8 protein-coding genes are annotated in these 19,541 nt (G+C 63.0%); 1 reads left to right on the top strand and 7 read right to left on the bottom strand.

Features of this window, described 5'->3' with window-relative positions:
- The 3 genes from JSS95_17100 to JSS95_17090 form a co-directional block, all read right to left on the bottom strand.
- The coding region (locus JSS95_17100) for a polyketide synthase (protein MBS1801531.1) at positions 1–900 on the bottom strand (900 nt) is incomplete at its 3' end.
- A gap of 2 nt (positions 901–902) precedes the next feature.
- Positions 903–4,634, bottom strand: coding sequence for an SDR family NAD(P)-dependent oxidoreductase (locus JSS95_17095; protein ID MBS1801530.1), 3,732 nt, complete (start codon positions 4,632–4,634; stop codon positions 903–905).
- Positions 4,631–11,095, bottom strand: coding sequence for a type I polyketide synthase (locus tag JSS95_17090; GenBank protein ID MBS1801529.1), 6,465 nt, complete (start codon positions 11,093–11,095; stop codon positions 4,631–4,633). Before JSS95_17090 ends, JSS95_17095 begins: the two co-directional genes overlap by 4 nt.
- Positions 11,096–11,476: 381 nt before the next feature.
- Here JSS95_17090 and JSS95_17085 point away from each other — a divergent pair, with 381 nt between their 5' ends.
- A complete protein-coding gene (locus JSS95_17085) occupies positions 11,477–11,857 on the top strand; it encodes a hypothetical protein (GenBank protein ID MBS1801528.1) in 381 nt (126 codons plus the stop codon).
- On the opposite strand, the gene JSS95_17080 is transcribed toward JSS95_17085, so the two are convergent.
- From JSS95_17080 to JSS95_17065, 4 genes are read right to left on the bottom strand one after another with little or no spacing between them, the layout of a single operon-like run.
- Positions 11,830–15,561 (bottom strand): hypothetical protein, encoded by a 3,732-nt coding sequence (locus JSS95_17080; GenBank protein MBS1801527.1) that lies wholly within the window; start codon positions 15,559–15,561, stop codon positions 11,830–11,832. The genes JSS95_17085 and JSS95_17080 overlap by 28 nt on opposite strands.
- Positions 15,558–17,582 (bottom strand): BatA and WFA domain-containing protein, encoded by a 2,025-nt coding sequence (locus tag JSS95_17075; GenBank protein ID MBS1801526.1) that lies wholly within the window; start codon positions 17,580–17,582, stop codon positions 15,558–15,560. Before JSS95_17075 ends, JSS95_17080 begins: the two co-directional genes overlap by 4 nt.
- Positions 17,583–17,609: 27 nt before the next feature.
- Positions 17,610–18,500, bottom strand: coding sequence for a DUF58 domain-containing protein (locus JSS95_17070; GenBank protein ID MBS1801525.1), 891 nt, complete (start codon positions 18,498–18,500; stop codon positions 17,610–17,612).
- Positions 18,497–19,525, bottom strand: coding sequence for an AAA family ATPase (locus JSS95_17065; GenBank protein ID MBS1801524.1), 1,029 nt, complete (start codon positions 19,523–19,525; stop codon positions 18,497–18,499). The genes JSS95_17070 and JSS95_17065 overlap by 4 nt, the downstream gene beginning before the upstream one ends.
- Positions 19,526–19,541 lie beyond the last annotated feature (16 nt).

Raw genomic sequence — 19,541 nt, 5'->3', positions numbered from 1 at the left:
CGCGCTCGACAACAACCACCCCAACACACGGTCCCCATCCCGCAAAGCCTCCACGCGGCGCTTCAACAACAAAACTCCACACCCCTCGCCTCGTACAAACCCATCCGCAGATGACGAAAAGGCACTCACCTTCCCTGTAGGCGACAGCATCCCCCACTGCGATGCAATCACGAGCCCATCGGGAACAGCCAGCAGGTTCACGCCTGCCGCGATCGCAAGCGATGTCTCGCGTTGTTGCAGGCTCTTGCACGCCCGGTCGATCGCCACCAGCGACGATGAGCAGGCCGTATCGATCGCCATGCACGGCCCATTCAACCCATAAAAATACGCGAGCCGCCCCGCCGCTGCATTCAGCGCCGAGCCTTGAAGCACGTACGCCGTCAGCTTCTCTCGCGCCGTGATCCTCTGTTGGAGTTGCGCATACTCCGACGTCGTCACGCCGACAAAGACACCTACCTGCCCGCCCGCAAGCGTCTTCGGCGCGATGCCCGCATCCTCCAGCGCCTCCCAGCTTGCCTCAAGCAACATGCGGTGCTGCGGGTCCATGCTCACCGCCTCGCGCGGAGAGATCCCAAAGAACTCCGCATCGAAGCTGCCCGGCGCCTCAAGCACACCCGCCCATTTGCTATAGGTCTTTCCCGGTGTCTGCGGCTTCGGATCGTAAACCGATTCGAGGTCGAGCCGTTCGCGAGGAATCTCACTCACTGCGTCGCGCCTCTCCTGTAACAGCCTCCAGAAATCCTCCGGAGTGTCTGCGCCGCCGGGAAACCGGCAGGCCATCCCGATAATTGCAATCGGCTCCCGCTCCGCCGCTTCCAGCTCTTCAACACGCTGGCGCAGCGCTCGCAGCGCAAGCAACGTCTGCTTGTCAGCCGAGATGGCTCCCGTTCCATCCGCCATATCTACCGGACCCCCAGCTTCTGTTGCAGCGCTGCAATCTCCGCTGCAATCGCCGCACTCGTCTCTTCGTCATCCATGCCGGAGACATCCTCAGAGCCCGCACTCTTCTCCTGCGCCGCCGACGTATCTGTCACATCCTTCGTTGAAGCCAACGGCACGAGTTTCTCCTCCAGGTACGCCGCGATAGCTGAAACATTGGGATACAGCAGCGTGAGCGTTCCCGGAAGACGAAGCCCCGTTCCGGCCTCCAACGCCCGCTTCAGCCTCACGCTCATCAGCGAATCCATTCCCATCTGAAACAGCCCGCGCGATTCGTCGAGAAACTCCTCCGGCACCATCCCAAAGATCCGGCGCACCTCCGCTGCAACGAAGTCGCACACGCGATCGCTGCGCTCTTCCTTCGAGATTCCTGTCAACCCCTCGGCAGACAGCGCTGCGCCTGGCGCCGCTACGCTTTCCTCTGCCGCATCGCGCTCGACCAGCAGATCCTCCACCAACGCCTGGCTGGTGCGCATCTCCAGCGCCGGTCCAAGCGCCTTCCAGTCGATGGCGGCAATCAATCCATCGCCGCGGCCTTCCTGCAGCAGCGACTCCAGCGCCCTCATCGCTCGCGCCGGCTGCATCTCCTCGAACCCGGACTGGCCAATCAACGCGCGCTGCGTCTCCTCACGCGCATACTCCCACGATCCCCACTCGATGCAGAGACCGGCCTGCTTCCCCTCTCGCCGCTCTCGAACAATCTCGTCGAGACAGCCGTTGGCAGCCGCATACAACGCCCCATTGCGCAGCCCAATCGTCGTCGCCGCAGAGCTGAACACAACGAAGAAATCCAGATCGAGCGAGCGCGTCAGCCGGTCCAGCACCCTCGCGCCCTCAACCTTCGCATGAAATACCTCATGGACGTCATCGCGACCGAATTCGGAAATCGGGCGCACCACCAACCGCGCAGCGGCGTGAATCGCACCAGCCAATCGGCGTCCGGTACCGGCAATGCCGTCCAACACCTGCTGCACCTGCGACTCAACCGCAACATCGCAGGCCTCCGCAACAACGGCCACTCCCCGCTTACGCCACTCCTCCATCCGCCGCAGCAGCCTCGCATTCCCAACCTCTTCCACTCGTCTTCGACCAAGCAGGACCAGATGACGCGCACCGCGTTCTACAAGCCATGACGCGATCTCAACGCCCAACTCGCCAAACGCTCCTGTAACCAGATACGCGCAGTCCTGCCGCAGGGACAACCGGCTCTTCAGCAATGCAGGCCGGTCGCGGCGAAGACGAGCAACCCAGCGCCGGCCATCCCACAACGCCACGCGGTCTTCACCTGAGGACGTCTCCAACTCATCGCAAAGCGCTGCAACACCAGCCTCCTCGCTCCAATCGACGTCAATCAGTCCGCCAGACCGCTCAGGATACTCAAGTCCAAAGACGCGGCTGAAGCCTCGCACCGCCGACTGCATCCTCGTGCGACCGCAGCGCCCCAAACCATCCGGACCATCCGCGCCACGAGTCACAAACCACAATCTCGAAGGCGACTCCTGCCTGACGAAAGCCATCGACACGGCCAGCGCATCCTCCATCAGACGCTCCGCGCTCTCCTCTTCAGAGAAGTACAGCGCTTCGTACCCTGCGATCCCTTCTTTCGCCAATACTTCAAACACCCGCGCAAGTCCCTGGCCAGCATCCTCACCTGTCACAAACCTGTTGCCCGCCAGTCGTTCGCAGGCCCCGCCTCCGCAGAGCACATCGAGCACTCGAATCCCGCGCCGCTCGAAGACGTCCATCACTCGCGCCATGTCGCTCGATGGCGAATGAATCAGAACGACTGCGCTCAATCCATTCGCTGCGTCGCTTAGCGGCCTCTCAATCCACTCTGTCTTATAGAACCAATCGTCAGGTGGCCTGTCTGCCGCCTCTTCTTCGGCAGACACTGCCTTTGTATCCAGCCAGTACTCTCTCCCCTGAAACGGATACAGAGGCAGGTCCGCGATGCCCGCAAGCGGCACCAGCCTCTCCCACGCGACTTCGGCTCCCGACTCCCACGACCGCAGACTCTCGCCAAGCGATGCAGCCCCACCGCCTGCCACCTGTGCTGAACCCACACCTTCTGCAATGCGCCGTCGAAGATCCCGAGCCGCCGACCGGCCATCGCCGCCAGCGACCGCAAGCCTGAAAGCATGGTGCGTTCGCCGCACAGCGCTCGTATAGCTCACGCGCGCAAACATCGCAGCATCCGCCGCATCCAGCAGCTCCGCATAGGCAGCAGCCAGTACCTTCAGCGCCTCTGCCGACTGTGCCGAGATCAGCACCGGCCTCTCCGCCATCCGTCCGCCATCCGCCGCAGCAGTCTCCACCGCCTCTTCGAGAACCACATGCGCATTCGTGCCGCTCCATCCAAACGAGCTCACGCCTGCGATCCTCGGTGCGGAGGCCTCCCACACGCGCCCCTGCTTCGGAATCTCGATGCCCGAACCTTCCAGAACAAGGTGCGTGTTGAACCTTTCCAGGTTGGCCACCGGCGGCAGCCAGCGATGCTTCAGCACCATCACCGCTTTGATCAGCCCCGCTATACCAGCTGCCCCTTCCAGATGGCCAACGTTCGCCTTCACCGCTCCCAGCGTCAATGCAGATGTTCTCTTCTTCGCCCGCCCAAAGACCTCGCCGAGCGCCTCGATCTCGATCGGGTCGCCCAGCGGAGTCCCCGTTCCATGCGCCTCTACATAACCAATCGCTCCCGCGTCCACACCCGCATCTTCCACGGCGCGCCGCAGAACACGCTGCTGCGCGAGGCCGTTCGGGGCCGTCAGTCCATTCGTCCTTCCGTCCTGGTTCACCGCCGAGCCGCGCAGCACCGCATGGACGCGGTCGCCATCGCGCCGCGCATCGCTCAGCTTTTTCAGCACCACCACGCCGCATCCCTCTCCACGTCCCATGCCATCGGCTCGCGAATCAAATGTCTTGCAGCGCCCATCGGGAGACAGCAACTGCAACTGCGAAGCAGTCACCGTCGACATGGGCGTCAGCAGAAGATTGACGCCGCCCGCGACCGCAACCGTGCAGTCGCCCGCGCGCAGACTCCGGCACGCCAGGTGCACCGCAACCAGCGACGAAGAGCACGCCGTATTCACCACCACCGCAGGCCCATGCAGGTCGAGCCAGTAGGCCAGCCTTCCGGCAATCACGTCGTGCGCCGTGCCCGTGCCCGAGTACGCATCCAGCCGCTGTGGCTCCGCCTGCTGCATCGCAAGGTAGTCGATGCTCTGGCTGTGCACGCCCACAAAGACACCCGTGTCGCTGCCGGTCAGATGCTGCTTCGTCAGCCCTGCATCTTCAAACGCATGCCACGCCGTCTCCAGAAAAATCCGCTGTTGCGGGTCCATCCCGACAGCTTCCGTAGGCGTAATGTCGAAGAACGCCGCATCGAACCGCCGCACATCTTCAAGGAACGATGCGTGCCGCGTATTAATCTTTGCCGGTGTCGGCGCATCGGGAGCATAGTAGGCCTCCCTGTCCCAGCGGTCGCGCGGAATCTTCACCACCGCATCGCGGCCCTCTTCAATCATCTGCCAGAAGCGCTGTGGATCGTCGCCGCACCCCGGAAAGCGCAATCCCAGACCGGTCACTGCAATCGGCTCAGGCTGGTTGCGAGCTTCAGCCGCGCTCAACTTCTCGCGCAGGTCGCGGATCACCTTGCGGGCGCGCTCCAGCAGCTCGTCCTGTGAACTCTCCGTCACTTCGCGCTCTCCAAAGTATTCAAAAGACCCTCGGCCCCCAGCAGCTCCGCTTCCAGCAGGTCTGCTGCGCTCACCGTCTTGTCTGCGCTTTCTGCCGTTTGCGGAGCAACGTCTCTTCCAACAACGCCGGTAGACCCCGATGTGCTCTTCACCTCCCCAGCGCTCGCCTCGCGCGTTGCCGTCAGCCGCTCCTCTAAATATGCGGTCACGGCTGTGACCGTCGGATAGTTCCACACCAGCGTGGCCGACAACTTCAAATGAAGCTCTCGCTCCAGCCGGTTACGCAGCTCCAGCGCCATCAGCGAATCCAGGCCAAGCGACCGCATCGGTTTGTCCAACGGGACCCGTTCCACATCGAGCCTCAGAACCGCTGCCACCTGTTGACGCAGCCACGGCGCCAGCGCGGCCCGCATCGCTTCGCCCGGCAGGCCGTGCAAGCGCGACGCGAAATCGCCGCCTTCACTCCGCGCCGCAACGCCGCGCCGAAGCAGGTGCGCAAAGACTCCCGACCCTCGCGCCGCCGCGTGGACCCCGCACCATGCGTCAGCATCGAACCGCATCGCAACAGCACGCGCAGGAGCATCGCGAAGAACCTGCATCAACAACGCCACGCCCTCGGCCGTTGAAAGAGGACCGAGTCCCTGCCCCGTCAGCCGCGCGCCGCGGTTCTCTCTCTCTGCCGCAAGCCCAACCTCACCCCACGTTCCCCAGTCGATGCTGATTGCCGGAACGCCGCGCGCGCGCTGCGCCTCCGCAAGCGCGTCCAGCATCGCATTCGCCGCCGCGTAGTTCGCCTGCCCGGGGTTCCCCAGCACTCCGGCAACCGACGAGTAGTACACCAGGAAGTCCAGCTCACCCTCTTTAATATGTGCATCCAGAAGCAGCGCGCCTCTCACCTTGCCTGCCATCACCGCCTCAAACTTCTCCCGCGTCAGGCCCGACACCACCGCGTCATCCAGAACTCCCGCGGCGTGCACCACCCCTCGCAGCGGAGGCATCGTTGCGCGGATCTCCTCCAGCAGCGCATCCACATCCCCGGCGCTACTCACATCGGCCTTACGAACAACCACCTTCGCGCCCGTCTTCTCCAGCGCCTCCAGCGAGGCCCGCACTTCAGCCGTCACGCCGCGCCGCGATACCAGCACCAGGTGCCGCGCTCCGCCCCCAATCAGCGCCTCCGCCGTCGCCAGCCCCAAACCGCCTGCGCCGCCCGTCACAAGATAGGTCGCCTCCGCGTTCAGCCGGCTGCGGTCCCGGCGAACGCTCACCGCTCTGCCCTGCACCCCGAGAACAATCTTTCCGATATGGCCACCCTTGGCCATGTGCCGAAAGGCCTCGCTCGCAGCGTTGATCGAAAACTCCTCCGTCGGCAAAACCGACAATACACCCTGCTCAAAGAGCTGCATCAACTCTCCGAACATCTCACTCATCATGCCGCGGCGGTCTTCCACCGACTGCGCCAGGTCGACCGCAAACAGCGACAGATTGCGATCAAACGGGCTCAGTCCGATCCTGCTGTTTTCCAGAATGTCTCGTTTGCCAATCTCGACAAACCGTCCATATCTGCCCAGCGACTCCAGACCTGCCGTTATCGCCGGTCCCGCAAGCGAGTTCAGCACCACATCCACACCCGCTCCGTCCGTGGCCTCTATCACCTCGCGCGCGAAGTCGAGCTTGCGCGAGTGCATGATGTGTTTCACTCCAAGCGATTCGATGTAAGCGCGCTTCTCCTCCGACCCCACGGTCGCAAACACCTCTGCTCCAATCCATTGGGCAACCTGGATCGCAGCCAATCCAACCCCGCCTGCCGCCGCGTGAATCAGCACCCGCTCTCCGCGTTGCAGGTGCGCCAGCTTCACCAGCGCATACCACACCGTAAGAAACACGCACGGAATGCCCGCGGCCTCGGCAAACGTCATCCCCTTCGGCTTCGCGTATGCCAGCTCCTCCGGAACAATAACGCGCGAAGCGAACATCCCCACCCGGTCGAATGCAGGCGTGATGGCCAAAACCTCATCGTCCGCCTTCAGCCGCTCCACACCCGGTCCAACCCGCACCACACGACCGGCACATTCTCTCCCAAAGTGCGCCCCTTGAATCCCCTCATGCAGCGCCATCGCGCTCAGCACATCTCTGAAGTTCAGTCCCGCGGCCTCGATCTCAATCTCGACCTCTCCAGCTCCCGGCGCTCGATACGGCAACGACACCAGCTCAAAGCTGTCCACGTCTCCTGGAACCCGCTGCCCCAGCTCAAAGCCCTCGCCTTCCCTTACAGAATCTCCCGGCGAGTCCGCCGCGCGACCATCCATCCGCACCAGGCGTTGCGCATAATACCTCCCCTCGCGCAACGCGATACGCCCGTCCTCAACATCTCCAAGCAGCATCGCCACGATGCCTTCAACATCGCTCTCCTGCCACTTCGCATTCAAGTCGATACTGCTCGCCCGCAGCGACGGATATTCATTGCTGACCGACGTGAAGAACCCCCACGCCCCCGCTCCCTGAACATCGATCTTTTCTCTCCCCGTAACCGCCTGTGTCTCGACTGTCGTCATCCACAGCCGCACGTCTGTCTGGCTCCGTTGCTCGATCCCGGCAACCTTCGTCACAACACGAGCGCCCTCGGCAAGCACTTCCTGCGTCTGCGACAACACAGAGGAAAGCCCAGGCATGGAAGGCTCCAGCCACACCACACCCTGGCACGAGAACTCTTCTTCCCCGGCTAAAAACTCGCTCACCGGCAACGCAATCGAACTCGCTCCGCGCGCGGCGAACGCATCCGCAAGCTGCTTGGCTTCGCGCGGCTCTCCTCCAACCAGCAGCCACTTCAATCGCGTTGCGCTCTTGATGCCCTCGCCAGGCAACGGCACCGGCTCCCACGCAAGCCTGAAAAGCTCATCCTCCACACCCGATACGGCATCCACACCGAACCGATGAAACGCCAGCCCCTTGATCGCAAGCAGCTCTCGGCCATGACCGTCGAAGAGCTGAACGTCTCCCGATAAGGGGGCGGCATTCAGCCGCGCTTTAGCATAAAGCGCTTCGCCCCGGATCTCCTGTTCCCCCCAGGCCACGCTGGCAATGGAGACCGGCAGCAGGGTCTCCGCGCTGCCGCTGTTCTCAATCAGCAGCCGGGCGACGACCTGCAACGCCGCATCCACCGTCGCCGGATGCAGCCGATATCCCTCGCGTCCCATCTCCGCAGGCGGCGTAATCCGCGCAAGCGCTGTCTCACCAGCTACTGTGACCCAGTCAATCTGCCGGAACGCAGGGCCAAAATCATAGCCCGCCTTCGCCAGCTTCTCCGCATGTTGCCGCCCCGTCATCATCTGCGGCGAAAACTCCGCGTCCTCCCACGCTCGCAGGCCCACTACCGAAGACGATGCGGCAGCCTTGCGCACAAGACACTCCGCCGCATCCATCCACGACTCGCTCCCCTCTTCACGGCAGAAGAAGCGGATCGCATAAGCCTCATGCGACTCCCGGCTGGCGACGGCCTGCATCTCCAGCCGCTTGCTCTCCGTCAGCGTCGCCGCCTCCTTCAGCGTCAGGCGCTGCAGTTCACCAGATGTATCGCCGAAGATCAGCTTCCCGGCCGCCGCAGCCATCTCAACATACGCGCTGCCCGGCAGCAGGACTGTCCCGCTCACCGCATGGTCCTTCAACCACGCATGGGCCTCCAGCCCGATCGTCGCCGTCCACAGGTACTCGCCCGTGGCCGTCGGCACCGGCTCTCCCATCAGCGGATGCCCCGCAGTCGACATAAAGCCATTCGCCTTCGCGCCGCGCGACTCAATCCAGAAGCGTTCACGCTGCCACGGATACAACGGCAGCTTCACAAGATTGCCCGCCGGATAGATCGCGTCCCAATCCAGCTTCGCGCCATTCACGTAGAGGCGTCCCGCCGCGACCATCAACGTCGCCATCTCCGGCTCTTCCCGGCGCAGCGATCCCACCGCCAGCGCCTTCCTTCCCGCAGCCTCCGACGTCTGCTCCACAAACGGCACAAGGATCGGATGAGGACTCATCTCAATCAGCGTGTCGAACCCCTGCCGCAGTAGCTCCTCCACTCCACGCGCAAACAGCACAGGCTCGCGCAGGTTCGAGACCCAGTACCGCGCATCCAGCGCCGCCCCTTCAACCATGCCTGCGAGCACGGTCGAGCACACCGGCACGCTCCCCGCCTGCGGCTGCACCTCTCCAAGCGCAGCCAGCAGCTCCGCCTTCAGCGGGTCCATCTGCGGACTGTGCGAAGCGACATCCACGCGCACCCAGCGGCAAAAGACGTCTCTGGCCTCCAGCCTCTGCACAATCTCGTCCAGCGCCGCCGGATCTCCCGCCAGCACCGTCGACCGCGGGCTGTTGGAGACCGCCACCGATACCTTGTCCTCTGCCCCCGCAATCTCCTGCTGCGCCTCTTCGTGCGGCAGGTCGACCACCACCATCGCCCCCGCGCCCGCAACCCGCATCAGCAACCTGCTTCGCCGGCAGATAATCGCCGCAGCACCTATATAGGTCAGCACCCCGGCAACGCACGCCGCCGCAACCTCTCCCATGCTGTGCCCAATCACCGCCTGCGGAACCACACCCCACGAGCGCCAAAGCTCCGCCAGGGCCACCTCCATCGCAAACAGAGTCGGCTGAATCACATCGATCCGCGCCAGCCGCTCATCGAAGGCCGGGTCTTCCAACTGCTTCAGCACCGACCAGCCCGCCTCCGGCTGAATCGCTGCATCCAGCCGGGTCATCGCCTCGCGAAAGGCAGGAACGCTGCGAAGCAGCTCCCGCCCCATGCCCGCCCACTGCGACCCCTGACCGGGAAAGACAAACGCGATCTTCCGCCGGCGGCCATCTTCCACAACCCCGGTCAAGCCTGCGGTGGCATCCTGCTCATCCATCAGTAGCTCGAGCTGTCTCTGCAACCCAGCCGCGCTGTCCCCCACAACCGCGCTTCGGTACGCAAGATGCGTTCGCCGGGCCGAGGCCGTATAGCAGAAGTCATAAAGTCGCCCGCGCTCCTCATCCCCAGCCGGCAATCCAGCGATTGCATCGCGATATTGCCTCATTTTTTGCTTTAGAGATTTCTTGCATCCACCTGAAATAACAAGCAGATAATCTTCATTACTTTGGCTACCCGAAACGACCCTGGCAGAGGGGGCTTCTTCAAGAATGATGTGTGCATTCGTCCCCGTCAGCCCCAGGCCATTCACCGATGCGCGACGCGGATGTCCTTGCCTCTCCCACCGCGCTTCCTCCCGCACCAGCCTGACGCCAAGCCCATCCCAGGCAAGAGCGGGATTCAACTCCTCCGCATGAAGGCTCACCGGAAACTGCTCATGCTTCATCGCCTCGACCGCGCGAATGATGCCCGACACCCCCGCCGCCGACTCCGTATGACCGATGTTCGTCTTCACCGACCCGGTACGGCACGGGTTCACTCCGTCCTCAGGCCGCCCGAACACCTCCGAGATCGCCGCCAGCTCGATGGGGTCGCCCGCCCGCGTTCCCGTGCCATGCGCTTCCACATAATCCACGGTCTTCGCGTCAACACCGGCATTACGGACCGCGGCAAGCATCGCGTCACATTGGCCGCTGGCGCTGGGCGTCATGAGCAGCCCACTGCCCCGGCCATCGTTGGCCATCCCCGTCCCCAGAATCAGCGCATGGATCCTGTCGCCGTTGCGCTCCGCGTCCGAAAGCCGCTTGAGCACCAGTGTCCCCACGCCATCGCTACGAACAAACCCGTCCGCAGTAGCCGCCCCAAACTTGCAGCGTCCATCGGGAGAAAGCATCTTCGCTCGGCTGAATGCCTGCGTGCACTCATACCGCACCTGCACATTCACCCCGGCCGCCAGCGCAACCGAGCACTCCCCCGCGCGCAGCGACTGCGTTGCCAGATGCACCGCCACCAGCGATGAGCCGCATGCCGCGTTCGCTGAAACATCAGGACCGCGCAGGTCGAACTGATACGACAAGCGGCTCGAGGCTCCAAACAGCGCGCCGCCCGTAATCACAAAGAGTTCGGATACAGGAGCGTTCGCCTTCGCGTGGTGCTCGTACTCGTTTACCCAGACTCCGACAAAGACTCCCGTCTTCTCTTCCGAAAGCCGGTCGAGCGGAATACCCGCGTCCTCCAGCGCCTCCCAGCTTGCCTCCAGCAGCAGCCGTTGCTGCGGATCCAGCCACTCCGCCTCGCGCGGCGACATCTCAAAGAACCCCACGTCGAACTTGTCGATCTCCGGCAGGAACCCGCCGCGGATCGACGCCGGCCCATCCGCCATGCCGACCCTCCGGTAAAACGCATCGAGCTCCGGCGTCCGCCCCCCCGGATAATCCGACACGCCCTCCCGGCGTTCGGCAACCATCCTCCAAAGCGCATCCGGATCCTCCGCGCCGGGGAAACGGCAGCTCATGCCAACAATCGCTATCGGTTCAGGTCTGCCGTCTTTCACCGCACACATACCGTTCTCTGCTATTCCAGCAGCGTCTCCCTCACACGCAATGCCAGAAACTCCTGCATCGGGATGAAGCCCTGTAAGAATGTTGTTAGAACGTAGCGATCTTGCGGCTACGCAGATAGTTCCAGTCGAGGAAGGCCCACACACGCCCTCATAACCGGGTCTTCAGGCGTGGCTCCACAATATCGCTTGCCGGTAGATTTGAACAAACACCAACCCAAGAGAGTGCACCGCTCGAATGACCGCAGCCGCTGCCGGGTCGAACCTCCCGTGCACGTAGTAGACCACACGGAAAATTCAAGGCGTATCACCCAAAAGACTCAGTGCAAGTAAAACAAACTGAAGTGCCTAAGGACGCCGGATGCCGCGATAAACTGCAACCCTATGCCCCGCCCCATCGGCGTCACCATCACCTTTGCCCTGATGTGCGCCACCACCGCGCTCGACTATCTTCTGATCCTCCAGCAGGACCGCTCCACCAGCTCCATCATTACCTATACCCTCATCGTCGCTGCCTGCTATGTCTTTCTCTGGTTCTATCTTCAGGGACGCAACTGGGCCCGCTGGGTCGCCATTCTCCTCGCCCTTCAGTCCCTGTGGATCGCCAGGAGCTCCCTCCGTCAACCGCTCACCCCGGTCCACCTCGGTACCCTGACCACCATGATCGAGGCGCTCCTCGCGCTCTGCCTGATCTGCTACCTCTCGACGCCGGCCGTTCGCCTATGGTTCCGCGGCGATCACCGCGCCTTGCTCAAGCGACGGTAATACTCCGCCACTGGCTCCTGATACCCCGAAGGCACCGTGTCCGGCTTGCCCGACCGAGCCTCTGCTGTTGCGCCGCCGTTTTTCAACTGCAACTCCAGCCGGTCAATGGCGCTCAGCGCCTCGCGGTGCAGATGCTCCACCATCGCCGGGTTGCCGGGGAAACGCGACGGATCGAGCGCCTGCATCTGCTTCGTCAGCTCGCTGACCTCCTTCGATGCGCCTGAGTCCCCCTGCACCATCTGCCGCAACCGCTCCAACTCGCGCATCTGCTGCCGGTACGTCTGCTCCGTATCGCGCGGATTGCCCGAGGCATCCGTCGGCGCCGGTCGCGAAGATCCGGCGCCATAGCTGTTGTTGCCCGTGTTGATATTTCCCCAGACCGTGCCATCGGCATACCCTCCGCCCCCGGCCCTGATCTCACCATTCGCGTCGCCTGCCTGGCCAGTGCGGTTCCCTGCCTGCTGTCCCTGGCCCGATCGAGTCCCCGCCTGCTGCCCCTGCTGTCCCTGCCCGCCGCGCTGAATCTGTCCGTTGGCCGACTGAGACGGATCCCTACCATCCGCGGAACCCTGGCCTCTCTGATTGCCCTGCCGGTTCGCTCCCTGCCGATCTCCGGCAGGTCCGGCCATCGCCTCCAGTTGCCCGCGCAGACGCCTCACCTGGTCCAGCGCCGCCGTCTGGTCGCCACGGCCCGCGCCATCGCGTCTTCCGCCTGGCGCTGCTTGTCCGGCATCCTTCTGAGCGTCGCGAAGCTGACCGCTCAACTTCTGCAAGCCCTGCGCGATCTCCGCCTCTGTTCCATTCGAGTTGGGATTGATCCCTCTGCGCAGCCAGTCCGCTGTCCGCTGAACATGGTTGTCCAGGTCCGATTCATCCATCTCCGACAGCGCCCGGCGCAGCTTCTCCGCAGCCGACGGGCTGTTCGACGCCATCGAGCGCGCCGAATCGCGCATGTTCCTTTGCAGGCTGGAGAGATCGTTGGAAAGCTGCTGACGGTCCTCCGCCAACCGGTTCCTCTCATTCAGCCTCGCCGTCACGCTGTCGCGGTCCAGAGGATTCGCGCCCTGCTGCCGGTTCGCAAACTCGTTGATGCGGTCGGTCTGCGACCGCTCCTCCTGCGCCAGCCGGTCAGCCTCCTGCGATAACGACCCCAGTTTCCCCGAGGCCATCTGCTGCCGGCTCGCGCCCAGCAGACCTCGCGCCTCCTCAAGCCGATCTGCCGCCTGTCTCGCTGCGTCCGCGCTTTGTTGCGGATTCCCGCTGCGCTTCATCGCATCGCCAGCCTGCCGCAATCGGCTCAGCGCCTGCTCCACGCGCTGGTCCTGCTGTCTGCCCGAAGCCGAGGAGCCACTCGCAGCCGACGCACTCCGCTGCTGCTGCGAACCGCTCTGACTGGAACCGGACGCGCCAGAGCTTTGACTGCCCGATTGCTGCGAGCCAGTTTGTTGCGACCCGCTTTGTTGCGAACCAGATTGCGGCGAACCTGACTGTTGCCCATTGCCGTTCTGCGCCATCTGCTCCATCTGGCGCTGCAACTGCTCCGCCTCGCGGCGCAGCATCTCCTGCTGCCAGCGGTCCTGGAAGCTCTGCTGCGGATTGTTCTGCTGTTTGGCCAGCTCCTCCTGCCGCTTCGCCAGCGCATCCAGCTTCGCCAGCACGTCGTCAATCTCCTTCTGCTTCTGCTCCTCGGGAGAAGTGTTCTGCGCCGTCTCGTACTGGTTCTTCGCTGTATCCAGCTCCAGGTCGAACAAACTCGCCAGGTCGCGCCCCGCCGAGTTCGCTCCGCCTCCTCCGCCGCCCTGCTGCCCGAACGCCACCTGAATCTGCCGGAACGTAGCCTCTGCGCGCAGCAGCGCCTGCAATGCCTTCTGCTCAAGCGGCAAGGCGTCTTTCCACTGCATCCCCTTCAGCTTGTCCGCGGAAGGCCCCATCGCCGCCGCCGCCATCTGCATGTCTCTCTCAAAGCCGTTGAACTCTTCGTTCGCCTCCGACAGATCGCGGCTCTGCATGCGCGCCGAAAGCGCCTGCACCTGGTCGCGCAGCTTCTGTTGCGCATCCGAAAGGAACTGCCCCTGCACCGCGCTGTCCTTCTGTGTCGCCGTCTTGTCGTTCTGCTGCTTCCACGTCGCGGCAATCAGCTCCTTCTCGCGCTTTGACATGTCGGTCTGATTGCTCTGTCCGCCGCCTCCACCGCCACCCCCGCCGCCACTCTGCTGCGACTGCGAGAACTCCCGCTCAAACGGATCCACCTGAACGAAGCTGATGTCTGTGCGCGCCTCCGCGTGACCGTCCTTCGCCGTGGCGTACAGACTCACCAGGTCTCCCGGCACCAGCTTGAACTCCTCCAGCCGAAGCGTGTACGAGCCATCCGCATTCTTCGCTCCCGGCGACTTCAACAGATCCACGTCCTTGTCCGCTCCGCCATTCACCGAGTAATGAAGGTGCATCTCTCGCAGGCCGAACTGGTCCGCCGCCTCAACCCCAACCTTGACCTCTTCGATCGGCGAAGCGCGATAATCACCGCCCGGACGGCTGATGCTCACCTGCGGAGGCTCCGCCTTGTCCGTCGCAATAAAGTAGTCCTCCGAAAGCCGGACTGGCTGCCCCTGCTCGATCGCTGCAACGTGATACGCGCCGTCCTTCTCCATGTGGATCGAGCCCTTGTACGTATTCCCCTCTCCGCTCGACAACGTGATCGTCTTGTTGTCATCCAGCGCCAGCTTGCCCTCCTTGAGCGGCTTGTCCATCTCCACCTCAATCGAGGCATCCGTTCCTTCAATCGCCCGCAAATCCCCGCTCTGCTCCTGCTCCGCCGGCTTCAACCCTGTCCACTTGGGGAACTGGTAGGTGACGTGAATCTTCTTCACCGTCGGAAGATCTGCCACCCGGACCGTGTAGTGTTGCGAACTCAGCGGTCCCGCGGTCACGTAGTACTCCACGTTCTCCGGCAACCCCGCGAGCACAAACTGATAGCTCGCGCTCCCTCCCTGATCCGGCAGCATCTGCATCGCAACCGGCTCCCACCCCTTCGCGCTCTGATAGTGCGCAAACAACTGCACCTTCTCCGGGTGCAACCCCACAACGTGCGCCGTAATCAGCTGGTCACTGTTGCGTCGCACAGTCACATCGCCGGGCTCCACAGCCAGGCTGTAAAGAGGAGCGGCGTTCTTGTGCCCGCCAGTCCACAACAGCGTCGCGCCATAGCCTATAAAGCCGCGCGAGGCCACGATCATCCAGATCAGCGCGCCAAGACACCCCAGCCCAACTCCCGCAAACGCAAACAATCGCCTGCCTGGGGCTAGCGACGACGGCGCGGCGTCCTGCGTATGTGTCAGCGTGTCGGCAGCAAGCAGTTCGATGAAGGGATCGCCACCTTGCTGCTGCCGCTCATAGAACGTTCTCAGCCGCTGCTCCAGCTCAGCATGGGCCTGCTCCGTCTTCGCAACCGTGCGCTCCGGCGTAAGCCGCATCAGCGGAAGGGCGATGCCTGCCGCCGCCGTAACTCCCAGCAGAACAAACAGCGCCACGCGCGCGCCCTTCACTCCTACAGCAGGAAACGCATAGTGGTTGAGGATCAGAACAAGAACGATCGTGGTCAGCAATGCCGTGCCCGCCAGCACAAGGAAGCCTGCTGTCCACGCCTGTAGGCGTAGCCTGCTTCGCGTCTGCGCAATGTAGGAATTGAGCTCGTCCCGCCTGCTCATACTTCCTCCCGCTGCACGCCCAGGTAGCGGCTGGAGAGAGCCGTCTCCGCAACCGCAACTGCCAGTGCAAGCAGCATAACGTACCACCACAGTCCTATGCGTCGGTCATTCGTCCCCGAAACCTGCTTTTTCTCCACTGCATTTCCGCCGTCGTGGCTTCCCGTCCATAACCCCTGCATCTCCGCCGACATAGGAGTCAGGTCCGATTCGCGTCGGTCAGGATTGACTCCGATCTCACCGCTGCGGCCATTCGCAAAGCGAATCTGATAGTAGCCCGCCTTCGTTAGGCGAAACGCCCGCGCCGTTCGCCCCTCGCTCAAAGAGAGCGGCCTCCGCCCGCCCGGATCAATCACCTCAGCGTTCGCCGTCCTCCCAGGCGTCTCCGCCGAAGAGCGCAGCTCGACGAACGAGTCCACCGTCTTCGCTCCGCTCAACTCTTCGCCGCCTGCAAGGTATCGCGACGCCTTATCGACAAACGCAACAAACACAGGGTGAAGCGGAAGGTCGTTCGTCAGGTTCTCAAGCCCTGATGCAAACAGAAGCACTCTGCCCTCACCCATCTGCCTCTCCAGCAACAGAGGTGTGCCATCGCTCAGCCGCGCCACAACCCGCGTATGAGAAGCGTCGGCCGGAACAACGTAGAAGAACCGCGCCGCAGCCCAGCCTCCGTTGTCGCGTCCCGGCTCCGCCTGCTCCAGAGCGGGATACGTAAAGTCCACCTGGCCAACCGCAGCCGTAAGATTGCGCGGCTTCGCCGGCTTGCCGCCCCACAGCGGCACGCTTCCCCGCCGCCCCACTTCCACGCCAGCGGCAATCAACACATCGCCGCCACTCGTCACATACTGCTCCAGCGTATGTTCAAAGATCGAAGGCAGCGCCGCCGTGTCCGACAGCACCGTAAAGGCAAACTTTTTGGGATCGATGTCGGTCGCCTGCTCTGCCGCTACTGCCTGCACCACAAAGGCCCCGTGACTCGCCGCATTCAACGCCGCGCCAAAGTACAAGGGCGACCGCTCATCGCGCGCGTTATGCACAAACAAAACGCGCTGCGGATCGAGCCGCCGCACAACAAAGAAACTCGCGTCGTCCGCCGGAAGCGCATCGCCGCCATCCACGCGCACCTCGCAGCGGTTGAAGCCATAACCAACATCCAGGGGAGCAAACTCCACCGTCGCCCGTCCATTCGCAGGCACCTTCACGCTCCGCTTCGCCGCCTCCCTTCCATTCACCACCAGCGATACCGTCTTCATCGCATCGTCCGTACCCGCACCTGCGACAACAGCCTGCACCCGCGATTTTGTTGCGTCCTTTGTGTCCGTAAGATCCGTTGGCGCAGTAACGCTCGCAACCGTCCAGTTGGGGGCCGCATCTTTCGCAACCTTTTGCAGTGTCAACTCCACCGTCTGCGGAAACACAGCATCCGCAAAGTTCGCGGGCATCGCGCTGCGCTGCATGTCGCTGAACAGATGCAGGTCGATCGGCTCGGCCTCTGTCTCGCTGAGTGCGCGGACCGTCTTCGCGAGTTCGCCAAAGCTCCCATAACCGTCGCCGACCTGAACGCTTTCAAGCGCCGCGCGCAACTGCTCCGCATCGGCGATCGGCTGCGTCAATACCTGCACCTGCCCTCCCAACGCAATCACCTGCGCGCGCTGCGAACGCGGCCTCGCCGCAAGCAGCGCCAACGCTTGTTGTTTCGCATCGGCAAACCGGGTGCCCGCGCGCATACTGAACGAGTTGTCGAGCACGATCATCAGCAGATGCCCATTCGCGCCCTTCGCCGAACGCCGCACAAATGGATTCGCAAACGCCAATACCACCAGCAGCAGCAATGCAAACCGCAGCGCAAACAGCAGCAGATATCTCAACCTGTGATGCTTCGTCGAGCTCTGCGTTCCGCGCTCAAAGAACATCAGCGAGCTCACCGGACGTGGCACAGTAATATGTTTGCGCAACAGATGCACAAACACCGGTATCCCAAGGCCCGCAAGCCCTGCCAGAAACCACGGCGCCAGAAAGCCCATCATCGCCCTGTCCTCATCGCCCCGCCCTCATCGTCCCGTCCGCCGCAGCGAAAGATACTCGCGCAAAACTGCATCAAGAGGCTGGTCCGTCGCCAGAAGCTGGTATTCCATTCCCGCCGCGCGCGCCCGCGTGCTTAGTTGTTCGATATGGTCTTGCAGTCTCTCTCGGTACGTCGAGTTCACATACTCCGGAACCACCTCAATCTTCTCGTTCGATTCAAGGTCGACAAGGATCGCCGGGCCTTTCATCTGCGGGCGCAGTTCCTGCGGGTCGAGCACATGGAACAACACAACATCGTTGCCGTGAAACCGCAGCGGCTCAACGGCCCGCACAATCGCCTCAGGCGCTTCGTAAAAATCCGAGATTACGATCACAATTCCGCGACGATGCAGCAGGGACTGGAAGTGCGTCAGCGGCTTCGCCAGGTCCGTTCGCGCGCGCGGCTCTGCCCGCTCCAGCGAAGCAAACAGGCGCGCGAGCTGCCCCTGCCGCGTCGACGGCTGCACGTAATCGCGCACCTCATCGTCGAACACAATCACGCCCGCAGCATCGCGCTGGTTGCGCACCGCCATGTAGAACAGCGACGCCGCAAGATACCTCGCATAGTCCGCCTTCGCCGGCTGCCGCGAACCGAACTGCATCGAGTTGCTCGCATCCAGCAGAATCATCAGCTGGCTGTTCGTCTCTCCTCTGTACCGCTTCAGGTAGCAGCGCTCCGTTCGCGCAAAGAGGTTCCAGTCCACATGGCGCAGGTCGTCTCCCTGCGTGTACGGGCGATACTCCGCAAACTCCTGGCTGAAGCCGAAGTCCGGCGACCGGTGCAGGCCCGACACAAAGCCGTCCACCACCGTCTTCGCAATCAGGTCCAGCGACGAGATGCTCGCCAGCACCGCGGGATCGAGAAACCGCTGCATCATCCCTCCCTGGGCGGCGACATATGCGCCAGCAGCCGTCGCATGATCTCATCCGTGTCGATACGCTCCGACTCCGCATGGAAGTTCAGAAGAATGCGATGACGCAGCACCGGAGTCGCCAGCGCCGTAATGTCGTCATACGTCACGTGATACCGCTTTCGCGTCAGCGCCCTCGCCTTCGCGGCCAACACAATGAACTGCGCCGCGCGCACGCTGCCGCCGTAGTTCACATACTTCTTTACAAACTCCGGCGCGCTCTCGCTCTTGGGACGCGTCGCGCGCACCAGGTTCACCACATACCTCGCCAGCGAATCCGCAATCGGCACCATCCTTACCAGTTGTTGAAAGTCCAGCAACTCCTCCGCCGAGGTCACCGGCTGGACCACCGCCGTGCGCGTAGTCGTCGTAAGGTCAAGCACCTTCAACTCTTCATCAACCGTCAAATACTCCAGTATCGCGTTGAAGATGAAGCGGTCGAGCTGTGCTTCGGGCAAAGGATACGTGCCCTCCAGCTCAATCGGGTTCTGCGTCGCCAGCACGAAGAACGGCGCAGGCAGCGCATAAACATGTCCCCGCACCGTGCACGAGCGCTCCTGCATGGCTTCCAGCAGCGCGGCCTGCGTCTTCGGCGGCGTACGATTGATCTCATCGGCAAGAATGATGTTGCCGAAGATCGGGCCACGCACAAACGTCCACTTGCGATGCCCCGTCGTCATGTCTTCTTCAATGATGTCCGTGCCCGTCACATCGGAAGGCATCAGGTCCGGCGTGAACTGGATGCGCCGGAACTCCAGCCCCAGCGCCTCGGCGATCGTGCGCACCATCAGCGTCTTCGCCGTACCCGGCATGCCCGTCATCAGGCAGTGACCGCCGACGAACAGAGCAATCAGCACCTGCTCCAGCACCTCCTCCTGGCCCACAATCACCTCGCGCACCTGTTTCGCGATGCCCTCGCGCACCGCATGAAATCGTTCAACGCGTTGTTGAAGCTCTGTGGCATCTGCATCGAGACCGGCAAAAGTAGCCATGTTTATCCCCTCAAAT

This window comes from Acidobacteriota bacterium (genome assembly GCA_018268895.1).
GTDB lineage: Bacteria > Acidobacteriota > Terriglobia > Terriglobales > Acidobacteriaceae > Edaphobacter.
Note: the sequence above shows the minus strand (reverse complement) of the source record. Positions and strands in the feature narration are given on the sequence as shown.

Coding starts and splice junctions, on each gene's coding strand:
- JSS95_17075 (MBS1801526.1), bottom strand. CDS start 17,582: ATGGGCTTTCTGGCGCCGTGGTTTCTGGCAGGGCTTGCGGGCCTTGGG.
- JSS95_17090 (MBS1801529.1), bottom strand. CDS start 11,095: ATGTGTGCGGTGAAAGACGGCAGACCTGAACCGATAGCGATTGTTGGC.
- JSS95_17080 (MBS1801527.1), bottom strand. CDS start 15,561: ATGAGCAGGCGGGACGAGCTCAATTCCTACATTGCGCAGACGCGAAGC.
- JSS95_17065 (MBS1801524.1), bottom strand. CDS start 19,525: ATGGCTACTTTTGCCGGTCTCGATGCAGATGCCACAGAGCTTCAACAA.
- JSS95_17085 (MBS1801528.1), top strand. CDS start 11,477: ATGCCCCGCCCCATCGGCGTCACCATCACCTTTGCCCTGATGTGCGCC.
- JSS95_17070 (MBS1801525.1), bottom strand. CDS start 18,500: ATGATGCAGCGGTTTCTCGATCCCGCGGTGCTGGCGAGCATCTCGTCG.